The organism is Nannocystis sp., from assembly GCF_016714285.1.
Taxonomy (GTDB): domain Bacteria; phylum Myxococcota_A; class Polyangia; order Nannocystales; family Nannocystaceae; genus Nannocystis.
In genome coordinates, this window is the sequence record NZ_JADJNN010000035.1 from 230,370 (window position 1) to 250,764 (window position 20,395).

Below are 20,395 nucleotides of genomic sequence, written 5' to 3' on the forward strand. Positions count from 1 at the left end.
CCAGGACAATACTATCGGAAACCGTTGCGTTGAATCGCAGACCGCGCCGATTGGACGATGGGGTCGGCATCTACCGAACTGCCCCCCTCGGTGAGGTATCTACTATAGTTGCGGAGGCTGATTACTAAATTGTTGACAAACGCTGCAGGCCAGCGCTCGAAGAGCGATTGATACAGCTTCACCGCCTCCCCCGTCGACGCCAGCGCCTCCTCCCGCTGCCCCACCTTGCTCTGCATGTTGCCCAGGTTGTTGAGGCTCATCGCAAGGTCCGGCTCGAACGCGTCCGGCCGCGCCGCCGCAAGCTTCCGGTACAGCTTCACCGCCTCCCCCGTCGACCCCAGCGCCTCCTCCCGCTGCCCCACCGCGCTCTGCACGGCGCCCAGGTTGTTGAGGCTGCCCGCAAGGTTCGGCTCGAACGCGTCCGGCCGCGCCGCCGCAAGCTTCCTATGCAGCTTCACCGCCTCCCCCGTCGACGCCAGCGCCTCCTCCCGCTGACCCACCGCGCTCTGCATGTTGCCCAGGTTATTGAGGCTGCTCGCAAGGTCCGGCTCGAACGCGTCCGGCCGCGCCGCCGCAAGCTTCCGGTACAGTTTCACCGCCTCCCCCGTCGACCCCACCGCCTCCTCCCGCCCCCCCACCTCGCTCTGCCTGCTGCCCAGGTTGTTGAGGCTGCTCGCAAGGTTCGGCTCGAACGCGTCCGGCCGCGCCGCCGCAAGCTTCCGGTACAGCTTCACCGCCTCCCCCGTCGACGCCAGCGCCTCCTCCCGCCCCCCCACCTCGCTCTGCATGTTGCCCTGGTTGTTGAGGCTGCTCGCAAGGTCTGGCTCGAACGCGTCCGGCCGCGCCGCCGCAAGCTTCCGGTACAGCTTCACCGCCTCCCCGTCGACGCCAGCGCCTCCTCCCGCCGCCCCACCTCGCTCTGCCTGCTGCCCAGGTTGTTGAGGCTGCCCGCAAGGTTCGGCTCGAACGCGTCCGGCCGCGCCGCCGCAAGCTTCCTGTACAGCTTCACTGCCTCCCCCGTCGACGCCAGCGCCTCCTCCCGCCGACCCACCGCGCTCTGCATGTTGCCCAGGTTATTGAGGCTCGTCGCAAGGTCCGGCTCGAACGCGTCCGGCCGCGCCGCCGCAAGCTTCCGGTACAGCTTCACCGCCTCCCCCGTCGACGCCAGCGCCTCCTCCCGCTGACCCACCGCGCTCTGCATGGCGCCCAGGTTATTGCGGCTCATCGCAAAGTTCGGCTCGAACGCGTCCGGCCGCGCCGCCGCAAGCTTCCGGTACAGCTTCACCGCCTCCCCCGTCGACGCCAGCGCCTCCTCCCGCCGCCCCACCGCGCTCTGCCTGCTGCCCAGGTTGTTGAGGCTGCCCGCAAGGTTCGGCTCGAACGCGTCCGGCCGCGCCGCCGCAAGCTTCCTGTACAGCTTCACCGCCTCCCCCGTCGACGCCAGCGCCTCCTCCCGCCGACCCACCGCGCTCTGCATGTTGCCCAGGTTATTGAGGCTCATCGCAAGGTCCGGCTCGAACGCGTCCGGCCGCGCCGCCGCAAGCTTCCGGTACAGCTTCACCGCCTCCCCCGTCGACGCCAGCGCCTCCTCCCGCCGCCCCACCTCGCTCTGCCTGCTGCCCAGGTTGTTGAGGCTGCTCGCAAGGTTCGGCTCGAACGCGTCCGGCCGCGCCGCCGCAAGCTTCCGGTACAGCTTCACCGCCTCCCCGTCGACGCCAGCGCCTCCTCCCGCCCCCCCACCGCGCTCTCCATGTTGCCCAGGTTGTTGAGGCTCGTCGCAAGGTCCGGCTCGAACGCGTCCGGCCGCGCCGCCGCGAGTTTCCGGTCCAGCTTCACCGCCTCCCCCGTCGACGCCAGCGCCTCCTCCCGCCCCCCCACCTCGCTCTGGATGTTGCCCTGGTTGTTGAGGCTGCCCGCAAGGTCCGGCTCGAACGCGTCCGGCCGCGCCGCCGCAAGCTTCCTGTACAGCTTCACCGCCTCCCCCGTCGACGCCAGCGCCTCCTCCGCTGACCCACCGCGCTCTGCATGCTGCCCAGGTTGTTGAGGCTGCTCGCAAGGTCCGGCTCGAACGCGTCCGGCCGCGCCGCCGCAAGCTTCCGGTACAGCTTCACCGCCTCCCCCGTCGACGCCAGCGCCTCCTCCCGCTGACCCACCGCGCTCTGCATGGTGCCCAGGTTATTGAGGCTGCTCGCAAGGTCCGGCTCGAACGCGTCCGGCCGCGCCGCCGCAAGCTTCCGGTACAGCTTCACCGCCTCCCCCGTCGACGCCAGCGCCTCCTCCCGCCGCCCCACCTCACTCAAGTGTGAGCCCTTGTCCCTCAAACGACGCGCTCTGCCTGCGAGTTCGTCCGGCGTCGCCGACTCCCAGGTACCCGTCGTCGGAGTCCCTTCCGCGGCCCGCTCCGCGAGCAACACGGCCACGCCCCGCAATGCGACCGACCCGAGCGGCAGCGGCCGCGCCAGTGCGTCGGCCTCGTCCGGTGTCATCGCCTCGAGCCCTCCGAGCGCGGCCTCAAGGCGTTCGGCGTGTGTCGGCGCCCAGGATTCCTCCGGCGCCACGGCGAGCCAGGCGCGGACGAAGGGCGCTGTGTGCCGGCGGGCCAGCGCCTCAAGACGAGGCACGAGCCCAGGTTGCCACCGCGCTGCACGACCCAGCACGCGCAGCGCTTGCTCGGCAAGCGACGACTCGCTGCCCTCAAAAGGCAAGTCCGCCAGCGAGGGAGTCGATGCCAGCTGCGTGGCGACGAGTCGCTCACCGATCCGGTCCGGCTGTACGGGCGGCAGCGCGCACGGCTCTCCGCCCGCACCGGGATACAGCGACGCGAACACGGCCGCCAGCCCGTCGAGCGTGGCCTCGGGTTGCCCGCCCAGGCCGGGCGTTCGAACGAGCACCGCACGCGCCTGCTCGACCGATCCGAGCGGGCCGACGAGTGTGGCGATGCATGCAACGGTGCTCAACACCTTGTCGCGGTTGGCGAACCCGTCGCCGACCAGCCGCACCGCCTCCGGCTTCCAAAACTTGAGGAGTTCCGCCGCAGGAGCTCGTCGAACAGCTTGCCCACGCCGGCATCGAACGGCGGTGGATCGCCCTCCACCGCGAGCAGGGCCGCCACGTGAAGCGCGAGCACGCCTTCGCGCACCAACCCGGTCAGCACCTCCACAGGCGGCATGACGACGGCCCTCATCGCGGAGCCTCGGCGCTCCGTGAACGCCTGCACTGCGTCTACCCACGCGCGGCTCACATCCTCGATGGACCCGAGCCGCCGCACGACATCCGCCCCCTCGAGCAGGTCTCGCAACGCTTCGACGCCATGCGGCAGCTCGCGCCACCACTCGGCCTCCGCCCGCGCCGCAAGGACGACCCGGATCGGTTCGGGGTTCTCACGAAAAGGCGCGAGCGCCCACAACAACTGCTCGAGATCCTTCCCCCAGGTCTCGGCATAGTCGACCGCAAGCAGCAGCGGTCGTCCCGCTTGCGCGAATGTCATCAGTTCTCCGTGATCCACGCCACGCCGCAAAACTCCTGCCGTCCAGCCGCGCTCGAGTTGCCGCTTGCACAGCTCGCGGACTAGACGCGTCTTGCCGCTCCCACCCGGCGCTGTCACCAGCCGGATCGCAAGCCCGGGCGTCTCGCACCACGCGGAAAAATCCGCGAGCATCGCCTCGCGCCCCGACATCGCCACGACTCCATGCTCGGCGCGCAGCAGACGAAATCCCGGGATCGACATGTCACCGGCCGGCAACTCTCGATACGGCTCCTCGAGCCACGCCGACGGTCGTGGCGCAGCCACAATACCGCTCCGCGCCATCCCAGGCGGCTTCGGGGTCGGCCTCGTCGAGGTGGACGGCGGCGAGCCGCCGCGCAGGCGATCGCGGAGCGCCGGCAACAGACAGTGCATGTCCACGTGCTCGTACGTCTGCACGCGTCCACCCCCAGCTTCCAGCTTGCCCACGACCTCTGGATCCGCGGCGCCGTAGAAGCCCCACACGATGTCGGGATGAGCCCCTTCGTCAGCCACCAGGGTCTGCAAGCTCCCCATGAGTACATCGTCCCAGCCACCATAGCCGAGCACCACAGGCAGCGCCGGCTCGATCCATCGCCGCAGCGTCGACGTGAGCTGCCTTCGCTCGCGCTGGAGCAGTCGATCGGTGTGCAGGGTGTCGGCGCTGAACCAGTACCCGTGCACGTGCACCACGTGCGTGCCATCCCGCTATGCTGTCCGGGATTGCCGTCGCGCGTGAGTGACCGTCCTGCGCGCCGTACCCCCTGCACGCTTCACGGCGACCTCGATGAGCGGGTCAAAGTTCGTCGTAAACACCAGTCGCCCTGGGTCCTGCTGCAAGATCTCGCCGAGTGCCACGACAGAGGGACGCAGAGGGAGCCAACCCGCGGGCGCATCGAGGAGTTCCTGGCACGCCGCGTGGCGGACCTCCCGATTGGCCGACGACACCCGGGCTCGACGCGCATTGTCGAGGAATTCGTGAGCCTCGAGCACCGCCTCGAGGATGACGCGATCGACCGCATCCTGTCCGCCGCCACGGCGGAGCAAGGCATCGAAGCCTTCGCGGTACGCGACGCCGAGATCCCTACCGGAACCACTTTCGTCGGCCCGCGCGACCGCCTCGTCGAACTTCACGCCACCGTCGCCCGCGAGCGCCGTGCGCAATCGATTCACCACCCCGCGCACGTCCGGGACTCCCGACAGCCCGGGTCCTGGCTGCATCGTCAAAGCCGAACCCAACAGCAGCACTATCTTCCGTTCGCTCTTGACGATCCGCGCGATCAGATCGCGTGCACCCTCGCTGAGCTCACCTCCAGAGACCTCGGGCGCAGGCATGCATCATGGTATCGTCCTCCTGACTACTTGAGAAGTGCACGGCACACCGCACGGAGCTCCGTCGACGCTACGCCGATCTCCTCTGCCCGCTTGGTCGACGCCCAGCCCACGTGCTGCTAACCATCTCCACCCAGCAAGCGCCTTCGTCCTGAACCGAGCGCTCGGGCCCTTTACAAGCGGGTCCGTGGTCCCGACCTCGACGAACGTGGCCGACACGCGACATAAGGGCCTCGGGTACGATTGCGACGGCCGCCGCCACGCCCCCCGCCGTGTGACGCCTACCAAGACACGCCCCACCTCGAATCACTCTCTCACGCCGTACTTCCAGGCGTGAATTTGCAGGCCCCGCGACACCGGACGACACCCCACAACATGTCCCAAGCGACATGTCCGTACCGCCATATCGCCCGCTCAGGGCCGGTGCGGTCCGGCTCTCGGCCACGCCGACCGCACCGGCCTTTAGCGGAGGCTTCCCGTGCCGGAGGGCCGAGAGGGGGGTCGACCGAGTCCGGCGTAGACCGGGGAATCACCCCGGCGACGGTGTGTCAGGCCGTGTTTGAGGGCGACCCCCCTCTCGGACATCCGGCTTCTCGAGCCTGCGCGGGCACCCAGCCGGACCGCACCGGCCCGTGCCACGTCACCCGCGCCACGAGCCGGACCGCGCCGGCCCGTGCCACGTCACCCGCGCGACCGATCGTTCACAGCACCGGGCGACTAACGCCGCCCGCGACCACCACCACCACCACCACCACCACGCCGACCACCACCGCCACCACCCCCGCGCCCACCGCCCCCAGCCGCCCGCGGCGAGCGCGGAGCAGCCGGCGCACGCGGCCCCGAATTCGCCGCCGCCCCTGGGCGCCCGAGCGTCGTCGGCCCCGGAGGCGGCCGCGACGGCGGGTACGGATGGTCGTCGACCCGCTCGATGTGCTCCCCGAGCAGCCGCTCGATGTCCGCCAGGAACGGCCGCTCCTCGTCGTCGCAGAACGACACCGCGATGCCCGACGCGTCGGCCCGCCCCGTGCGGCCGATCCGGTGCACGTAGGTCTCCGGCACGTTCGGCAGGTCGAAGTTGATCACGTGCGTCACCCCGGTGACGTCGATCCCGCGGGCCGCGATGTCCGTCGCCACCAGCACCGCCAGCTCGCCCGACTTGAACCCGTCGACGCGCGCGTGCGGGCCCCTGCGACTTGTTGCCGTGGATCGCCGCGCCGTCGACGCCCGCCTTGTGCAGGTGCTCCGCGACCCGATTGGCCCCGTGCTTGGTCCGGCTGAACACCAGCGCCCGCTCGACCTCCGGCGCCTTGAGCACGTGCAGCAGCAGGTTGCGCTTGGCGTCCTTGTCGACGAAGCAGACCCGCTGCGCCACCTTCTCCGCCGCCGACGACACCGGCGACACCGCGATGCTCACCGGGTCACGCAGCAGCGACCCCGCCAGCTCGCGGATCTCCGGCGGCATGGTCGCCGAGAAGAACAGCGTCTGCCGCACCTTCGGCAGCGCCGCCACGACCCGCCGCACGTCCGGCAGGAAGCCCATGTCGAGCATGCGGTCGGCCTCGTCGAGCACGAAGATCTGGATGTCCGCCAGGCTGATCAGGCGCTGCTGCATCAGGTCGAGCAGGCGCCCCGGCGTCGCCACCAAAATGTCGATGCCCCGCTTGATCTCCTTCTCCTGCGGCCCCTGGCTGACGCCGCCGAAGATCACCGCGTGCCACAGCTCGAGGTGCTTGCCGTAGCGGGCGAAGCTCTCCTCGATCTGCGCCGCCAGCTCGCGCGTCGGCGTCAAGATCAGCGCGCGCAGCTTTCGGGTCGTCGCCCGCCATCGCGTCGATGCGCTGCAAGATCGGCAGGGCGAAGGCCGCCGTCTTGCCGGTGCCAGTGCGCGCGCAGCCGACGATGTCGCGGCCGGCCAGCGCCGGCGGGATGGCCTCGATCTGAATGGGAGTGGGTCGGTGTAGCCCGCGTCGGTCACGGCGCGGACAAGGCTCGGTAGGAGCCCCAGGTCGCTGAAATGCACGCGCCTCCCCTGACACATTCCCGGCCGCACGTCGAGTCACTTCCACCGGCGCCCGCCGCGTGCGCGCGTGTTAGCCTGCCCGCGATGAAGCTGCGCGAGGCCAGGCGGCGCCTGCCGATCGTCGAGCTTGCCGCCAGGACGCGGCAGGCGGGTCCTGCCCGCCCCGCGCGGCGAGGTCCAGCGGCCGGGACTCGCCGTGTGGGAGTTCACGCTGGCCTGCGACCAGCGCTGCCAGGCCTGCGGCCCGCGAGCGGGCAGCGCCCGCCCGAACGGGCTCCGGCACCGAGGAGGCCCTGCGCCTGGTCGACGAGCTCGCCGGAGCTCGGCGTCGGCGAGGTCGTGCTCATCGGCGGCGAGGCCTACCTCCCGCAACGACGTCCTGCTCGTCATCCGCCAGATCCGCGAGCGCGGCATGACCTGCTCGATGACCACCGGCGGCCTCGGCCTCACCCGCCAGCGCGCCGAGGCCCTCGCCGAGGCCGGCCTGCAGACGGTGTCCGTCTCGATCGACGGCCTCGAGGCCAGCCACGGTCCTGCGCGGCACCCCGGCGGCTGGCGCCGCTGCTTCGAGGCCCTCGCCCACGCCCGCGCCGCCGGCATGACGATCGCCGCCAACACCCAGATCAACCGCCACAGCTGGCGCGAGCTGCCCGCCCTGCTGGGCTGCTCGCCGCCGCCGGCGCGCGCGCTGGCAGATGTTCCTGACCATGCCCCACGGCAACGCCGCCGACCACCCGGAGCTGCTCCTACAACCGCATGACGTGCTCGAGCTCTTCGAGATCGTCGACCGCGTCATCGACCGCTGCCAACAATTGAACGTCCGCTTCTGGCCCGGCAACAACCTCGGCTACTTCGGCCCCCACGAGGGCAAGATCCGCCGCCTCCTGCAGAGCGACGGCCACTACGAGGCTGCGCCGGCCGCACCGGCCTCGGCATCGAGGCCGACGGCACCATCAAGCCCTGCCCCCAGCGTCGGCGGCCCGCCCAACGAGGGGCGGCAACTGGCGCGACCACGGCCTGCGCGCGTTGTGGGAGCGCGCCCCGGAGATCCGCTATATCGAGCACCGCACCTCGATGATCTAGGGGATATTGCCGCGAGTGCTACTATGCAGATACCTGCATGGCCGGCTGCACCGCGATGAGCGAGCCCCTGCTCGGCCGCCCCGGCAACAACCCCTATTGCCACCACCGCGCGATCGAGATGCAGCGCATGGGCCTGCGCGAGCGCGTCGAGCAGGTCGCCGCCGCCTCCGGCCAGCCCTTCGACCACGGCCTGTTCCGCCTGATCCGCGAGCCCGCCGACGCGGCCGAGCGAGCCATCCGCGGCCCGGTCCAGATCGACGACCCCCGCAGCCCCCGCACGCAGGACCCCCACGGCCCCGGCACCCCGCTCCACATCCCCCGAGACGAGCCCACGACCTGAGCCCACGTCGTGCCATTGTCGAACGCCCCCAGCCTTGCTACCGTCGCCGCCCATGAAGCCCTGCACCCGCTGCCACCGCCACGTCCGCCGCGCGGCCGCGGCGTGCCCCTTCTGCGGCGAGGCGCTGCTCGAGCTCCCCGCACCCGCCATCGCCGCCACACTCGCCGCATGCGCCCCCTGGGCCCTCGGCCTCGCGGTCTTCGCCGCCTGCGGCGGCAAGGACGACGGCGACACCGACAGCACGAGCACCAGCGAAGCCAGCACGAGCACCGGCGAAGCCACCACCACCGCCGCCCCCACGACCAGCGCCACCGATGCCGCCAGCACCGGCTGCCTCACCGGCTGCAGCGACACCACCGTCGGCACCGGCTTCATCTACGGCACGCCTGACACCGGCGACACCCCCTCGAGGTGCGACGTGCAAGCCGAGGACTGCCCCGCCGGCGAGAAGTGCATGCCCTGGGTCGACGGCGGCGGCGCCATGTGGAACGCGCTCAAGTGCGTCCCCGTCGACCCCACCCCGTGGCCGTCGGCGAGCCCTGCGAGGCCCCGGCGGCGGCCTCACGGGCGTCGACAATTGCGACAAGCACGTGATGTGCTTCGAGGTCCAGGCAACACCGGCGTGTGCCGGGCGATGTGCGACAGCGGCACCTGCGAGGCCGGCTTCAACTGTTTCATCGGCAACGACAACGTCCTGCAGCTGCGCCCCCGCCTGCGACCTCAACATGCCCGACTGCCCGCCCGGCCGCACCTGCCTGCCGGTGGCCGGCGGCGGCGTGTGTGCCCCCGGAGGCTGATATGCCCGTCTTCTGGGCCGAGCTCACCGGCACCGCGCTGCTGATCGTCCTCGGCGACGGCGTGGTCGCCGGCGTGCTCCTGCGCCACAGCAAGAGCGAGAACGCCGGCTGGATCGTCATCACGATCGGCTGGGCCCTCGCCGTCACCCTCGCCGTCTATGCCGTCGGCAGCGTCAGCGGCGGCCACTTGAACCCCGCCGTCACCCTCGCGCTCGCCAGCGTCGGCGAATTCGCGTGGGCCCAGGTGCCCACATACCTGCTCGCCCAGCTCCTCGGCGCATTCCTCGGCGCCTGCCTGGTCTGGCTGCACTACCTCCCGCACTGGCGCGCCACCCAGGACCCCGCCAGCAAGCTCGCGGTCTTCTGCACCGCCCCCGCGCTGCGCCACGCCCCCGCCAACTTCCTCAGCGAGGCGCTCGGCAGCTTCATCCTGCTGTTCGGCCTCACCGCGATCGGGGCCCACCGCTTCGCCGAGGGCCTGGGTCCCATGGTCGTCGGCGCGCTCGTGCTGGCGATCGGCCTGTCCTCGGCGGCACCACCGGCTACGCGATCAACCCCGCCCGCGACCTCGGCCCCCGCCTCGCCCACGCCCTGCTCCCGATCACCGGCAAGGGCCCCTCGGACTGGTCCTACGCGTGGATCCCCGCGCTCGCGCCGATCGTCGGCGCCGTCGCTGGCGCCTTCGCCCACCGCGCGCTGTTCTGACGCGAGCGCGTCCCCGGAATGCCCCGTGCCGCCCCACGTTGCCAGCGGCGCGAGGGTGTATCCTCGCCGACCAGGAGAATCCGCAATGCGTAGACCGTGGCGACGTGGGCCCTCGCCGGGCTGGTGGCAGCTGTGTTGATGACCTCGCTGGCGCTGCCAGCCCGCCCCGCTCCGGCAGCCAGGTCGCCGCCAAACGTCGTCGCCGACCCGCAGCTGCAACAGCTCCTGCGCCACGTCCCCGCCGACACCCCTACGCCTTCATCGGCATGGGCAGCGCCGGCACCCGCGGCTTCATGGACAAGATGTACGGCTCGCTCACGCCGATGCTCAAGCTGCTCGACAGCAAACGCGCCGAGCTCGAGCGCGGCATCCCGGCAGAGCACCGCAAGCTGGTCACCGCGATCCTCGACGAGGCTGCAGGGCAAGCTCTCGGTCGACGGCCTCGCCGCCCTCGGCCTCGACGTCGAGGCCCGCTTCGCGATCTACGGCCTCGGCCTGCTCCCGGCCATGCGCGTCCAGCTGCGCGACGCCAAGGCCCTGCGCGCCGCCATCGACCGCGTGCAGCAGAGCGCCGGCGTCAGCTTCCCCACCCGCAAGCTCGGCGAGCTCGAGTACTGGCACATCGCCGGCAACTATGTCTCCGGCGCCGTGGCGATCGTCGACGACCAGCTGGTCCTCGGCGTCGCGCCGACCAGCCTCGCCGACCGCGTGTTCGCCCTGCTCCTCGGCAGCGAGCTCCCGGCCCAGTCGCTCGGCAAGTCGGAGCGCTTCCAGCAATTGCTCGTCGACCACGACCTGGCCCGCATCAGCGCCGGCTTCATCGACGCCCGCACCATCGCCGAGGCCTTCCTCGGCGAGGGCGACCCGCTGAACAAGGACGTGCTCGCCGCCCTCGCCCCGAGCTCGCCGCCCGCTGGCCGCAGCTCGGCGACGTGTGCAAGCAGGAGATCCGCCAGCTCGTCGCGCTCGCCCCCGCATGGTCTTCGGCACCGACAAGATCGACGCCGACGGCTTCTCCGGCAAGTTCGTCGTCGAGCTGCGCCCCGACCTCGCCCAGGGCTGATGGCGATGCGCGCACCCGTCGGCGGCCTCGACCCCGCCAGCATCGGCGAGCCGATCTTCGCCATGGGCGCCGCCCTCGACATGGACCGCGCCCTCAGCTTCGTCCAGAACAAGGCCATGGCGATCCAGAGCGCCCCTACGCCTGCCCCAGCTCGCCGAGCTCAACACCGCCGCCAGCGACATCAGCCGCGAGCTCAAGTCGACCCCGCCCGAGCTGTGGAAGGCCCGCGGAGGCGCCCTCGTCCTCGACGACCTCAAGCTCGCCGGCTTCCTCCCAGCGAGGTCCGCGGCTACGTCTCGATCGGCTTCACCCGACACCAAGGCGCTGCTGAACGCCGCCCGCCAGATCCACCCCTCCAGGCCTCGCCCTCAGCGACGACGGCAGCGTCCGGCCAGCCTGCCGGACGGCACCATCCCCTTCCTCAACGGCCTCGCCTACGGCGTCCCAGGCCGGCCGCGGCGGCGTGCTGGCGATCGGCAAGGACTCCGAGGCCCGCGTCAGGCCCTGCTCGCCGAGCCCGCCTCCAGCGACCCGCCGTTGATGATGATGGCCTACGACATGCACCGCTTCGGCGAACTCATGGGCCAGCTCTCCAGCGCCACCGGCCCGATGCCCAGCGAGATGCAGATGGTCATGGACTTCTACAAGTCGGTCGGCGTCGTCACCTACGACGCCCACGCCAGCGAGCGCGGCGTCGTCATGACGACCCGCATGAAGCTGCGCTGAGCCCCGCCGCCGCGCGAACACCACACCAAACGCCGCGCGGCTGCGACTGCAGCCGCGCGCGCCCTCACAGCTCAGCGGACGAACACCACGCCGAACGCCGGCACGCTCTTGTCGCCGTTGTCGGGCGTGCAAAACGCGATGTTGCCGACCGAGCGCTCCGGACCGCCGCATGGGGCGCCCTGGTTGCCGATGCCGATATACGAGTCGCACAGATTGCAGTCCATCTCCTGATTGCCGAGGATGCCGATGCGGGTCCGCGACCCACCACAGGTGCCGTCGAAGCCCTCCCGGCTGCAGTTGGTCTGCAGCAGCGAGCTGGCCGTGATCAGGGCCTTCCAGGCCGGGCGACCGATCGTCGACGGGACATACACGTTGGGCGACATCAGGGCGAACATCGAGGCCTTGGCCCCGGTCGGGATCTTCTGCGTCTTCAGGTTCAGCGCGCCCATGTTCAGGATCGGCGACTCGGGCCCGATCAGCATCCGTGAAGGCCACCGTGTTCCAGCTCGAACTTCGCCTCGTTGCGGTCCAGCGCCGTCATGCCGGCGTTGAGCAGCGCGTTGTTGGTCCACAGCACGGCGTCGTACAGGAAGGTGGTCTTGGGCCGTCGGCCTTGAGCACCAGCGTCCAGCCGCCGCCGTCGGTCGTCATGTCGCAATAGATGTCGAAGGCCGCGCCCGGCCCGTTGCCGTCCGGATCGATGTTGAAGATCCATCGCCAGGCCATCGGGTCGGCGGTCTTGATCGCCTTCAGCTCGGGGCCACGGCGCTTGTCCATGGCGCGAAGCCGGTGCCGCAGTCGCCGCCTTCGTGCAAGCCAGCCCGAGCGCGCACTTGGGGCAGGCCGCCCCGCAGTCGATGTCGGTCTCCATCCGTCCTGGATCTTGTCCACCGGGTCGGCAACTTGCATGTTGGTGCACATGTCGAGGTTGCTCATGTTGCCGTCGTCGCACTCCTCGACCCCGGGCTGCACGATCATATCCCCGCATTTGGCGTTCTTGCAGGTGGTGAGGCAAGCGTCGGTGTCGACGTCGTTGCCGTTGTCGTGTACGTCGCCCGAAAGCGGGCCCAATTCCGGCGTTTACGCCCCTTTGATCCGGTGGGTCGGGAAAACGAACCAAATTTGAACCAATTTTGAACCGCGGCGGGAGATCGCGTCCCCGCGCAAGTGCCCACAGGGCACCGCAGAACCTGGCCGAGGTCGGCGGCCTTCGGGCCCAGAAGAGACCGAAGGCCCCGGGGCTTGTCGATCCCCAAGCGACCCCAGGAGGCACCAATTAGGACGCGAGCGCGGGCGCTCAACCTGTCTCATGTGACCTGCCCGAAAAGACAGGCAGTGCTCCATATGCCAGCGGCAATCGATCGTGTCGCACACGCTCGGTGTCTGGGACCGCCGAGTCACGGGTGGTGCAGCGAGCACTCCGGCCGTGCCGCTCGGCTCGTCACCGACGCCACCTGAGGCGTCCGCGTTATTGCAGCCGGTACTCCGCGACGGCCGCATTCCGCTCGGCCAGCTCCTCGCTGCTGAGCAGGTGCTGGTTCTCCGTGGTGACGATGCGTCCAGTCTTCTGCGCCGCGTAGACGATGTGCGGGGGTGTTCCGGCTCGTCGGAAGACCTCCATCATCGCGGCCATCACCTCGTCCTCCGAGATCGGTTGATCACCTGGCGGCAACGGCTCGTGGACGGTCGCCCGGCGTTCGTGCTCAGCTTCGGCGGTGGCCTTCGGCACGCCCCAAACATGCCCAGCGTGGCCTTTCACGTCAACCGAGCGGCAGACCGTCCGGGCGGCGCTGATCAGGCGGTCGGCGCCCCGTTCACCGGTCGGAGCGCCGCCCTTGGGCGGGAGCTTGTCGAGGGTTCCCCAGCGGGCCGCGATCATGCCGGTGATCTCTGTAGGCCGCGTGGTCGAGGGCGATCGGCGTCCAGCGGCAACGGACACCAGACTTGCCGTCGGACACCATGACCGGCGCCGGGAGCAGCCGCATCAGCACGTACTTGTGGATCATCATCAGCGACGCGCCGAGCGCCGGTGGCGTGACCCATCGGACGTACTACAAGTACGTCCCTCGAGCCCGGTGCCGTGGTGAGCAGGGGGCTCGGGGTCTCTGCGAGGAGTTGACCGACAATACAGATCCGGCGACTCGGAAGCCTCGCATATCGCGGCAGGACCCCGGTTCCATCCTTCCCCGGCCACGAGCCACGTCTCGCCAGGGCGCATGATGCCGAGGACCGGATGCAACCGCGCCGGTCTTAGGGTCTTTACTTACGGCGACACTCTTGGGCTCGTCGCACGCCTGGCCAGCGGGCTCCGCGTCCCAGGTGCGGACAGGTCGGTGCTTCGCCGGTCAGTGGTGGTGGATCGCAACGCGTGATCCCGTGCCGCGTAGGCTCGGAGTACGGCCTGAGCTCCCCTCGGCGGCGAGTCACCGGACGGCGTCGGCGGCGGGCCCGACCCCGCCCGTGTTGACGCCCATCGCTTCCCGATCGGGCGCCGCACAGCCCGAGCCGTCCGGCCCAGACCGACCCCCTCGGGCGGCCCTGGATGCCCAGACGGCCCGGCCGGCCGCCAGGCTCGCTGTTTGCGCGGGTCCCCGACGCCGGCGTGGCCGGCCAGGCCGCCCCCCCAGCCCGACCCCTGCCGGCTCCCCTGTGAGTGCGGAGCACGGCGGTTTGTCAAGAAGTGGTTGCCCCGTGACTTGAGGCCGGGCGCAACTCCGACATCACCGGGTTGACCTCGTCCTCGAACAGGACGAGGTCGCCCTGACCATCGCCTCCCGCGACGCCGGCCCGACCCGGCGCGAACGCGGCCCAGGATGTGAGGCCAAGGAAGGGCGGTAAGGGGCTGCCGTCGACCACCCCGCGACGTCGGTTCGTGGGATGTTGACCTTGATGACCCCGTCATCGCTGCGCTCGGCTTGGCGATACGGTGAGCGGCGACGGCTTCAACGTCGAGGGCGGTGACATTTTGACCTCTTGGGGCGGGTGGTGCCGTGAGGCGTCTCTCGCCGCGCCCTGCTGGGGCGGCGGTGCGGTCGCCGGGCGCGAGGGTGCGTCGTCGCAGCCGATGGGCCGATCAGCATGGTCAGGAGGAGTGCTGACTTGTACATGGGACATTCTCCAGGGCGAGCAAGTGTTACGCGCATACGCGAGCATGGCCAGGTGACTATGCGCCGACCCGCCCCCCGGCACCATCCAGCGACAGGAAGCTGGTGTCGACCACCTTGCCATCGACCTTGCCGGCGAGGGCCGCCTTGGCGAGGGCCACCTTGGCGAGGGCGCCAGCGCGGTGCCGCTGCGCCAGGGCGCCTTGAAGGACCCGCGGACGCGGCCGCCGGGTGGCGGCCCGCAGGTCGCCTTCGCCGTCGGCGACGGAGCGTACGCAGGCAAGGCGCTCCTCGAGCGTCTGATCATGGGATGCGACGCGGCGCGCCTGGCGCTTCGAGTGGACTAGCCACGCCCTCGACGCCGTCGGCTCATCACTTCCGAAGCCCCAGACGCTCCGCCATGTGGTGCAGGTTGCTGCGCGCCATACCGAGCGAGCGGGCGGCCGCTGCCCAATTGCCGCCGTTGTCCCCCACCGCGCGGACCACCATCGCGCGCTTCGTCTCTTCGACGGCCTCCCGCAGTGTCATGCCACCGATGGACACGACATCAGAGCGGTAGCGAGACGAGGGACCGGGGCCCACCGAACCCTCCGCTCCGGGCTCCGGCGCGGAGAGCTGGAGGTGCTCAGGACCCACGAGAATCGGCGCGTCGCGCCCTACGTTGGCGCTGGCGCGCAGCACCGCCCTGCCGAGGAGATGGTCCAGCTCGCGCACGTTGCCCGGCCAGTCCGCGTTCCCCAACGCCTGCCGAGCCGACTCGTTGAGTCGCACGGGTCCCAGCCCGAGGCGCCTTCGATAGAGGTCGAGGAAGAACCCAGCGAGCAGCGGGATATCCGAGCGGCGATCTCGAAGAGGCGGGACGCGAATCGGATACATGTTCAAGCGATGAAACAGGTCCGGACGGAAGCGGCCGGCCTCGACCTCTCGCTCCAAGTCTCGATTGGTCGCGGCGACGACCCGCACGTCCACGTGCTGCAGCTTGTCCGACCCCACGCGTTGAATCTCGCCCTCCTGAAGGACCCGCAGCAGCTTCGGCTGCACGGACAGAGGAAGCTCGCCGACCTCGTCGAGGAAGATAGTGCCCCGATCGGCGATGTCGAACTTCCCTGCGCGGTCGGCGGTCGCCCCGGTGTACGCCCCGCGCAAGTGACCGAAGAGCTCGCTCTCCACGATCGTCTCCGGTAGTGCCGCGCAGTTGACGTAGATGAGCGGGTGCTCGGCGCGCCTCGAGTGTTGATGGACCGCGCGCGCGACCAACTCTTTGCCCACGCCCGTCTCGCCCATGATCAGAACAGGAAAATCGGAAGGGGCTACCAGCTCGATCTCTTGGCGGACGCGCTGCATCGGAGCGCTCGTTCCGATGATCTGGCTGCCTCCGTTTCGGAGCGCAGCGTCGCGCTGCAGCACGCTCGCTACCTGCTGGTGGTGGCGAGACGCTACCTCGAGGGCCTCGATGATCCGCCCCGTGTGAAGGGCCGCGCCCGCGAGCGCCCCGAGCATCCGAAGAAATCCCTCGTCGAGGCTGTCGAAGGCCCCCGGCTCGAGCGCGTCTGCCGTGAGAACGCCGATGACCCTGTCGCCCTCCATGAGCGGACACCCCAGGCACGCGTGCACATCGCGCGTGGCGTCCGGGTTGACGAGCAGCAAGCCGTCGTAAGGATCTCGCAGCGTGCTGTCGGCGGGAAAGCGAACCGGCGCCTTCCCAGCCACGACGACGTCCAAGCGCGGATGCTCCCGGCGGGCGAAGCGCCGGCCGAGCACCTCCGGCGCCAGACCGTGCGTGGCTAGCGGGATGAGATCGTCACCGACCAGCTCCAGCAACGCCGCCGCATCACACGGGATGGTCCGCCGCACCGTCTGGAGGAGCCGAGCTAGCCGATCCTGGGCCGCGAGTGACGCCGTCAGGTCGACGGCGATGGAGAGTAGAGCGTCCGGGTCGGGCACGTTATTCAGGTCATAACATGTTATCGGTGAGACAACACCCCAAGCGTTATCATCTACATAACGAGTGCTAAGGAAAGCCTTGAATTGCGGGAGATCCTTCTGGGCACATGTCTTGCATAGGTAGGGCGCAGAAGGAGAGCTCATGATCGACGTAAACGAGACCCTCGGCCAGGTCGCGACTGCCCACCCGGCATCCACCCTGGTCTTCCTGCGCCACCGACTCGACTTCTGCTGCGGTGGCCGGCAGAAGCTCGGCGATGCCTGTCGAGCGGCTGGTCTCGATCCCGACGCGGTCGCCGCGGAGATCCTGGCCGAGGGCGTCGTTAGCGAGCCCGAGCGGTGGGACACCAGGCCGCTGCCCGACGTCATCGACTTCATCCTCACCCGCTACCACGAGCCGCTCCGCGCCGATCTCCCGGCGCTGCTCGACGCGGCGAGGAGAGTGGAGCGGGTCCACTCGAAGAAGCCCAGCTGCCCGCATGGGCTGGCCGCGCACCTCGAAGAGCTCGATGTCGAGCTGCGACAACACCTCGCCAAGGAGGAGCAGGTCCTGTTTCCAGCGATCCGCTCTGGAAGCGGCGGCGCTCAGGTGCACATGCCGGTCCGCGTGATGATGCAGGAGCACGACGACCACGGCGCCAGCCTCCGACGTCTGCGCGAGCTAGCGACGGACTTCGTCCCTCCGCCGGAGGCGTGCGCGACCTGGCGTGCACTCTATGCCGGTCTGGAGAAGCTCGAGGCCGAGCTCATGGAGCACATTCACCTCGAGAACAACGTCCTGTTTCCCCGCGCGCTGAACGTGTGACGGTGAAACGCCCCGAGCCGAAGGAGAGCGCGCCGCATGACCCATCATGAACAACAACGCTCGCGGGGTGCCCCATGCTGACTCAGCTCTCTACGCGCCGCGAGGATGGCAATCAGGACTTGGTCGACCTCCTCGGCGAATGCCACCAGAGGATCCGGCGCTTCATCGACCTGGCCCGTCGAGCCGCGTCGCAGCCGGACGCGCCCCCCGACCAGGTCGCCCAGGCGTGCGCCGATGTGGAGCGCTACTTCGTCGAGGCACTGCCGCTACACGTCGCCGATGAGGAGGAGAGCATCGAACCCCGCCTGCGCGGACTGTCGCCGTCGGTAGACCTCGCGCTCGACGCCATGGCGCAGCAACACAGAGAGCACGCGTCGAAACTGGAAGCGCTTCTGCGCGCGACCGTCAGAGTCCGACGCGAGCCGCACGACGAACGCGCCCGCGGCGAGCTAGCGACTGCTGCCATCGCGCTGGAGACCGAGTTCGAGGGACACCTGGCCCTCGAAGAGAACACAATCTTCCCAGCGATCCGAGAGCTTCTGTCACCCGAGACCCAAGAGTCCATTATCGTCGAGCTTCGCCGCCGCCGCCGCCTCGGTACCTGGTCGCGGTAGGGACGGCCCTTCGTTGGTCGCCGGCTTCGCCGGGCTCTCCGACTCTGGTTCGTTCGCCTCCTCGAGGATTAGCTCGAAGTCGGGGTTGCTGGGCTCATCCGGGTCAGCACTGGGGAAATTCATCTCTGGTGGTTCTTGTCTCGCCCCTCGGGGGGTTTATTGGTTCAGGCGACATCTATGCTGAGACTGGGGGGCTCGCTCGTCGCACTGCATCCACCCGACACGCATTCATTGCGCTTTACATCGTTCCGGCTGGCAAACATTCATAAGCTGTGCTTTCCCACTTGTTTCCCGTCGGCCTTCTCGGCCTTCTCGAAGTGGTCGCTCCAACTGCAGCAGAGCCTTCCCTTGTGGCCACTCCTCAGTATAGAGCTCATGAGCTCGTGACGGTTGATGCCGCCCCTGACAGCGAGCCCACCGGAGCCAGCACCTCGGCGACCGCCTCGGTCCCGACCCGCACACAGGCTCAGGGGACCGAGTCTGGCACCCCAGCCACCGCGCTAAAGCCTAACGTTGTCGCTACCGAGCCCGCCGGTGCGGCGATGCCCCGGGCTGGGGACCCACAGCCCACGGGGCTGGTGTGGACGCCTGGGGCGCAGATCTTCCTGCGCGCTGAAGGCAGGATCAACCCCGACTTCGATGCCGCCGCCAATACCCCTCCTGATGTGGCTCAGGTGCTCGAGCGGGCGCGCCTCCAGCTGGGCGCGACGTGGGGCGTGGTCGGAGGCTTCGTCCAGCTCCAGGACGCGCGGAACTGGGGCTTTGAGGGCACGACGAGCTCCAACGAAGCCAACACCGACCTCCACCAAGGCTGGATGGAGATAGCCGGCGCCATCCCTCGCCGCAAGCTCTCGGGGTCGATCCGCGCGGGCCGCCAGGAGATCGACTGGGGCTCGCAGCGCATGATCGGGTCGTTTCTTTGGGCACCGATCGCCCGATCGTTCGACGCGCTCCGCCTGCAGGGCACGGCCGGCCGATGGCGCGCGGACGCGTTTGTGGCCATGCTCGCGCCGCCGGGCACCTTCACAGTCGGTGAACCGCCGAGGTCGGTGCAGACCCGGGGGGACCAGCTGGCGGCCGGCCTGGTCTCCTTCGCCGCCCACGACGCGTTCAATATCGAGGCGATGGTGATGGCCGACATCGCCGCGGCATCGATGGCAGCGCCGACCCGCGACCGACGGGTCTACGACTTCGGCGGTCGGCTCTGGGGCTCCCCGCTCGGCGGTCTCCGCTACGAAGCCGAGGGGCACGGCCAGGCGGGGCGCAACGAGGGCCTGAACCATCGCGCCTGGGCCTGGGCCGCCAATCTCAGCTACACGCGCGAGAGCAAGCGCGTGAAGCCGGGCGGCAAGATCGGCTACGCCATGGCCAGCGGCTCGCGCTGCACAGGCTCCTCAGCGGCCGGAGTCGCAAACTGCGGCGCTGCGACCAGCTCCGATTTCTTCAATTTCTACCCGACCAATCATATCCACTACGGATTGGTCGACTTGCTCGGCTGGCGAAACATGAGAGACCTCGAGGTCTCCGGGAGCCTCGCCGTCGACTGGTTCTCGGCCTCCCTCGGCTATCACTTTTTCCAGCTCAACGAGGCCTCTGGGCGCTGGCGTGACGCTGCCGGCGGTCAAGTGGGTTCGGGCTGGGACACCACCAACACCGATAGAACCCTCGGCCACGAATTCGATGTCGTAGCGACTCTCAAGCCGTGGAAGCCGCTGATGGTCCAGCCTGGCTACGGCGTGTTCCTGCCGCGGAAGGCCGGTCGGACCCTCGGAGGCGACAGTCCACAACACTTCGTCTACCTCTGGCTCGTGACGACCTTCTGATCGCGCCACCGCAAGCGATCATAGCGGATCCAGCTTGATCGCGGACGGTTTAACGGGGCATGCCTCAATGCACAGCCCGCATCCGACGCAGCGTTCGGGATCGATCTCAGGGCGACCGCGCCGCAACCTCAACGCGTCCGCGCCCGCGGGGCAGAGGCCCGCGCAAGCGCCACACTCGGGCCCGCGAAAGGGTAGACACGTGAATATGTCGATGCTCACCGTCCCGAGGAACCACGGACCCTGGGGCTGCGCGAGCGCGCCCTCGCCACAGGCTGCGGCGCAGGGGAAGCCCTCGCACATGTGACACGCCCGCGAATCGGGCACCATCACCGGCGTACCCGTGCCGGGCTTGACCCACTCTGCAAGGACGTGGATCGCATTGTGCGGGCAGGCCTTGATACAGTCTCCGCACGCGGTACAGCGCGCGAGGAAGGTCTCCTCGGGGAGCGCGCCAGGGGGCCGGCGACGGATAGGCAGCGCCGGTTCGCGTCGCGCAGGACGGATAAATCCGCGCCTCGAAACACCATCCTCGTTCAT

The 20,395-nt window shown here is 69.6% G+C and carries 22 protein-coding genes and 2 pseudogenes; 9 read left to right on the plus strand and 15 right to left on the minus strand.

Features of this window, described 5'->3' with window-relative positions:
- Positions 1–11: 11 nt before the first annotated feature.
- From IPJ59_RS33155 to IPJ59_RS33185, 7 genes and pseudogenes are all read right to left on the minus strand, one after another.
- Entirely contained in the window at positions 12–872 is an 861-nt protein-coding gene (locus IPJ59_RS33155) for a tetratricopeptide repeat protein (RefSeq protein ID WP_293275268.1), read from the minus strand.
- Complete coding sequence (locus IPJ59_RS33160) at positions 869–1,699, minus strand: tetratricopeptide repeat protein (RefSeq protein ID WP_293275270.1); 831 nt, start codon at positions 1,697–1,699, stop codon at positions 869–871. The genes IPJ59_RS33155 and IPJ59_RS33160 overlap by 4 nt, the downstream gene beginning before the upstream one ends.
- Positions 1,696–1,974, minus strand: coding sequence for a tetratricopeptide repeat protein (locus tag IPJ59_RS33165; protein ID WP_293275271.1), 279 nt, complete (start codon positions 1,972–1,974; stop codon positions 1,696–1,698). The genes IPJ59_RS33160 and IPJ59_RS33165 overlap by 4 nt, the downstream gene beginning before the upstream one ends.
- Positions 1,971–2,999: a tetratricopeptide repeat protein gene (locus IPJ59_RS33170; protein ID WP_293275272.1), complete on the minus strand. Its 1,029-nt coding sequence runs from the start codon at positions 2,997–2,999 to the stop codon at positions 1,971–1,973. Before IPJ59_RS33170 ends, IPJ59_RS33165 begins: the two co-directional genes overlap by 4 nt.
- Positions 2,954–4,195, minus strand: coding sequence for a hypothetical protein (locus IPJ59_RS33175; RefSeq protein WP_293275274.1), 1,242 nt, complete (start codon positions 4,193–4,195; stop codon positions 2,954–2,956). Before IPJ59_RS33175 ends, IPJ59_RS33170 begins: the two co-directional genes overlap by 46 nt.
- 15 nt (positions 4,196–4,210) lie before the next feature.
- On the minus strand, positions 4,211–4,837 hold the full coding sequence (locus tag IPJ59_RS33180) for a hypothetical protein (protein WP_293275275.1): 627 nt from the start codon (positions 4,835–4,837) through the stop codon (positions 4,211–4,213).
- Between the two features lie 720 nt (positions 4,838–5,557).
- Positions 5,558–6,872: pseudogene (locus tag IPJ59_RS33185) on the minus strand (DEAD/DEAH box helicase); the annotation flags it as partial.
- A 109-nt stretch (positions 6,873–6,981) separates the two neighbouring features.
- On the opposite strand from IPJ59_RS33185, the gene IPJ59_RS33190 reads away from it, so the two are divergent.
- Positions 6,982–7,614 carry a radical SAM protein gene (locus tag IPJ59_RS33190; RefSeq protein WP_293275278.1) on the plus strand — a complete coding sequence of 211 codons (633 nt, stop codon included), beginning with the start codon at positions 6,982–6,984 and terminating at the stop codon, positions 7,612–7,614.
- On the opposite strand, the gene IPJ59_RS33195 is transcribed toward IPJ59_RS33190, so the two are convergent.
- Complete coding sequence (locus IPJ59_RS33195; RefSeq protein WP_293275279.1) at positions 7,601–7,756, minus strand: hypothetical protein; 156 nt, start codon at positions 7,754–7,756, stop codon at positions 7,601–7,603. The genes IPJ59_RS33190 and IPJ59_RS33195 overlap by 14 nt on opposite strands.
- A gap of 236 nt (positions 7,757–7,992) precedes the next feature.
- On the opposite strand from IPJ59_RS33195, the gene IPJ59_RS33200 reads away from it, so the two are divergent.
- The 3 genes and pseudogenes from IPJ59_RS33200 to IPJ59_RS33210 all read left to right on the plus strand — a co-directional run bounded on the left by IPJ59_RS33200 (position 7,993) and on the right by IPJ59_RS33210 (position 9,779).
- Positions 7,993–8,277: a hypothetical protein gene (locus tag IPJ59_RS33200; RefSeq protein ID WP_293275280.1), complete on the plus strand. Its 285-nt coding sequence runs from the start codon at positions 7,993–7,995 to the stop codon at positions 8,275–8,277.
- Between the two features lie 52 nt (positions 8,278–8,329).
- Positions 8,330–9,118 (plus strand): hypothetical protein, encoded by a 789-nt coding sequence (locus tag IPJ59_RS33205; protein WP_293275281.1) that lies wholly within the window; start codon positions 8,330–8,332, stop codon positions 9,116–9,118.
- Positions 9,076–9,779, plus strand: a pseudogene (locus tag IPJ59_RS33210) (MIP/aquaporin family protein). Before IPJ59_RS33205 ends, IPJ59_RS33210 begins: the two are co-directional and overlap by 43 nt.
- Before the next feature lie 393 nt (positions 9,780–10,172).
- Here the strand turns inward: IPJ59_RS33210 and IPJ59_RS33215 are convergent.
- Positions 10,173–10,571, minus strand: coding sequence for a hypothetical protein (locus tag IPJ59_RS33215; protein WP_293275285.1), 399 nt, complete (start codon positions 10,569–10,571; stop codon positions 10,173–10,175).
- Positions 10,572–10,713: 142 nt separating this feature from the next.
- On the opposite strand from IPJ59_RS33215, the gene IPJ59_RS33220 reads away from it, so the two are divergent.
- Together IPJ59_RS33220 and IPJ59_RS33225 are read left to right on the plus strand one after the other, a co-directional pair.
- Positions 10,714–10,842: a hypothetical protein gene (locus tag IPJ59_RS33220; RefSeq protein ID WP_293275286.1), complete on the plus strand. Its 129-nt coding sequence runs from the start codon at positions 10,714–10,716 to the stop codon at positions 10,840–10,842.
- 558 nt (positions 10,843–11,400) lie between these two features.
- On the plus strand, positions 11,401–11,568 hold the full coding sequence (locus IPJ59_RS33225) for a hypothetical protein (protein ID WP_293275287.1): 168 nt from the start codon (positions 11,401–11,403) through the stop codon (positions 11,566–11,568).
- Between the two features lie 71 nt (positions 11,569–11,639).
- Here IPJ59_RS33225 and IPJ59_RS33230 read toward each other — a convergent pair whose 3' ends face one another.
- From IPJ59_RS33230 to norR, 5 genes are all read right to left on the minus strand, one after another.
- Positions 11,640–12,050 (minus strand): hypothetical protein, encoded by a 411-nt coding sequence (locus IPJ59_RS33230; protein ID WP_293275288.1) that lies wholly within the window; start codon positions 12,048–12,050, stop codon positions 11,640–11,642.
- A 55-nt stretch (positions 12,051–12,105) separates the two neighbouring features.
- Positions 12,106–12,639 carry a fibrinogen-like YCDxxxxGGGW domain-containing protein gene (locus tag IPJ59_RS33235; RefSeq protein WP_293275290.1) on the minus strand — a complete coding sequence of 178 codons (534 nt, stop codon included), beginning with the start codon at positions 12,637–12,639 and terminating at the stop codon, positions 12,106–12,108.
- A gap of 397 nt (positions 12,640–13,036) precedes the next feature.
- A complete protein-coding gene (locus IPJ59_RS33240; RefSeq protein WP_293275291.1) occupies positions 13,037–13,447 on the minus strand; it encodes a hypothetical protein in 411 nt (136 codons plus the stop codon).
- 794 nt (positions 13,448–14,241) lie between these two features.
- Entirely contained in the window at positions 14,242–14,424 is a 183-nt protein-coding gene (locus tag IPJ59_RS38405) for a DUF1259 domain-containing protein (RefSeq protein ID WP_366524745.1), read from the minus strand.
- A gap of 620 nt (positions 14,425–15,044) precedes the next feature.
- Complete coding sequence (gene norR / locus IPJ59_RS33245; protein WP_293275292.1) at positions 15,045–16,616, minus strand: nitric oxide reductase transcriptional regulator NorR; 1,572 nt, start codon at positions 16,614–16,616, stop codon at positions 15,045–15,047.
- Between the two features lie 142 nt (positions 16,617–16,758).
- Between norR and ytfE the strand changes: the two genes are divergently transcribed.
- The 3 genes from ytfE (at position 16,759) to IPJ59_RS33260 (ending at position 19,858) form a co-directional block, all read left to right on the plus strand.
- Positions 16,759–17,421: an iron-sulfur cluster repair protein YtfE gene (gene ytfE, locus IPJ59_RS33250; RefSeq protein ID WP_293275294.1), complete on the plus strand. Its 663-nt coding sequence runs from the start codon at positions 16,759–16,761 to the stop codon at positions 17,419–17,421.
- Positions 17,422–17,495: 74 nt separating this feature from the next.
- On the plus strand, positions 17,496–18,035 hold the full coding sequence (locus IPJ59_RS33255; RefSeq protein WP_293275295.1) for a hemerythrin domain-containing protein: 540 nt from the start codon (positions 17,496–17,498) through the stop codon (positions 18,033–18,035).
- Between the two features lie 578 nt (positions 18,036–18,613).
- Complete coding sequence (locus IPJ59_RS33260) at positions 18,614–19,858, plus strand: alginate export family protein (RefSeq protein WP_293275296.1); 1,245 nt, start codon at positions 18,614–18,616, stop codon at positions 19,856–19,858.
- An 18-nt stretch (positions 19,859–19,876) separates the two neighbouring features.
- Here the strand turns inward: IPJ59_RS33260 and IPJ59_RS38410 are convergent, their stop codons facing one another.
- The gene (locus IPJ59_RS38410) at positions 19,877–20,395 is read right to left on the minus strand and encodes a 4Fe-4S dicluster domain-containing protein (RefSeq protein ID WP_366524746.1); all 519 of its coding nucleotides are present in this window, start codon (positions 20,393–20,395) and stop codon (positions 19,877–19,879) included.

What these genes read in the sequence shown, in the direction of transcription:
- IPJ59_RS33255 (WP_293275295.1), top strand. Translation starts at nt 17,496, where the DNA reads ATGCTGACTCAGCTCTCTACGCGCCGCGAGGATGGCAATCAGGACTTG.
- IPJ59_RS33225 (WP_293275287.1), top strand. Translation starts at nt 11,401, where the DNA reads ATGCACCGCTTCGGCGAACTCATGGGCCAGCTCTCCAGCGCCACCGGC.
- IPJ59_RS33240 (WP_293275291.1), bottom strand. Translation starts at nt 13,447, where the DNA reads ATGATCGCGGCCCGCTGGGGAACCCTCGACAAGCTCCCGCCCAAGGGC.
- IPJ59_RS33230 (WP_293275288.1), bottom strand. Translation starts at nt 12,050, where the DNA reads ATGCTGATCGGGCCCGAGTCGCCGATCCTGAACATGGGCGCGCTGAAC.
- IPJ59_RS33200 (WP_293275280.1), top strand. Translation starts at nt 7,993, where the DNA reads ATGAGCGAGCCCCTGCTCGGCCGCCCCGGCAACAACCCCTATTGCCAC.
- IPJ59_RS33180 (WP_293275275.1), bottom strand. Translation starts at nt 4,837, where the DNA reads ATGCCTGCGCCCGAGGTCTCTGGAGGTGAGCTCAGCGAGGGTGCACGC.
- ytfE (WP_293275294.1), top strand. Translation starts at nt 16,759, where the DNA reads ATGATCGACGTAAACGAGACCCTCGGCCAGGTCGCGACTGCCCACCCG.
- IPJ59_RS38410 (WP_366524746.1), bottom strand. Translation starts at nt 20,395, where the DNA reads ATGAACGAGGATGGTGTTTCGAGGCGCGGATTTATCCGTCCTGCGCGA.
- IPJ59_RS33205 (WP_293275281.1), top strand. Translation starts at nt 8,330, where the DNA reads ATGAAGCCCTGCACCCGCTGCCACCGCCACGTCCGCCGCGCGGCCGCG.